Below are 352 nucleotides of genomic sequence, written 5' to 3'. Positions count from 1 at the left end.
CCGCTCCGGGCCGCGTTGAACGCCGCCATCGCCCGCCAGCTGATCACCTTCAACCCCGCCTCGCATGTCCAGCTGGAGTCCGGCAAGCGGCCGAAGGCCCTGCTCTGCACCGCGCAGCGCCTCCGGCGTTGGGAGTTGACCGCCCACCACCCGCGCCCGCTCATGCTGTGCACTCCCCACCAGCTCGGCCAGGTGGCCGACGTTCAGGCGCGACGGGCGTATATGGCCGATCCGAGGTTTGAGGTGTACCCGTACGTGGGACTCGTAGCCGTTGGTCGTGGTCTTGCGGGTCTTCTTCGACGCAAGCCACATGTCGAGCCACTCGCCGACGGTCAGCCGGGACGTGAGCGAC

1 protein-coding gene is annotated in these 352 nt (G+C 68.8%); it reads right to left on the bottom strand.

The genetic code is table 11. The annotated features are described in order from the left end of the window. On the bottom strand, nucleotides 1-352 hold a 352-nt coding region (locus UK12_RS40565; RefSeq protein WP_197085410.1), incomplete at both ends, for a hypothetical protein.

Origin of the sequence: Saccharothrix sp. ST-888 (assembly GCF_000955975.1) — a bacterium.
In the GTDB taxonomy this organism is placed as follows: Bacteria; Actinomycetota; Actinomycetes; order Streptomycetales; family Streptomycetaceae; genus Kitasatospora.
This window is presented reverse-complemented; position numbering and strand designations above follow the sequence as displayed.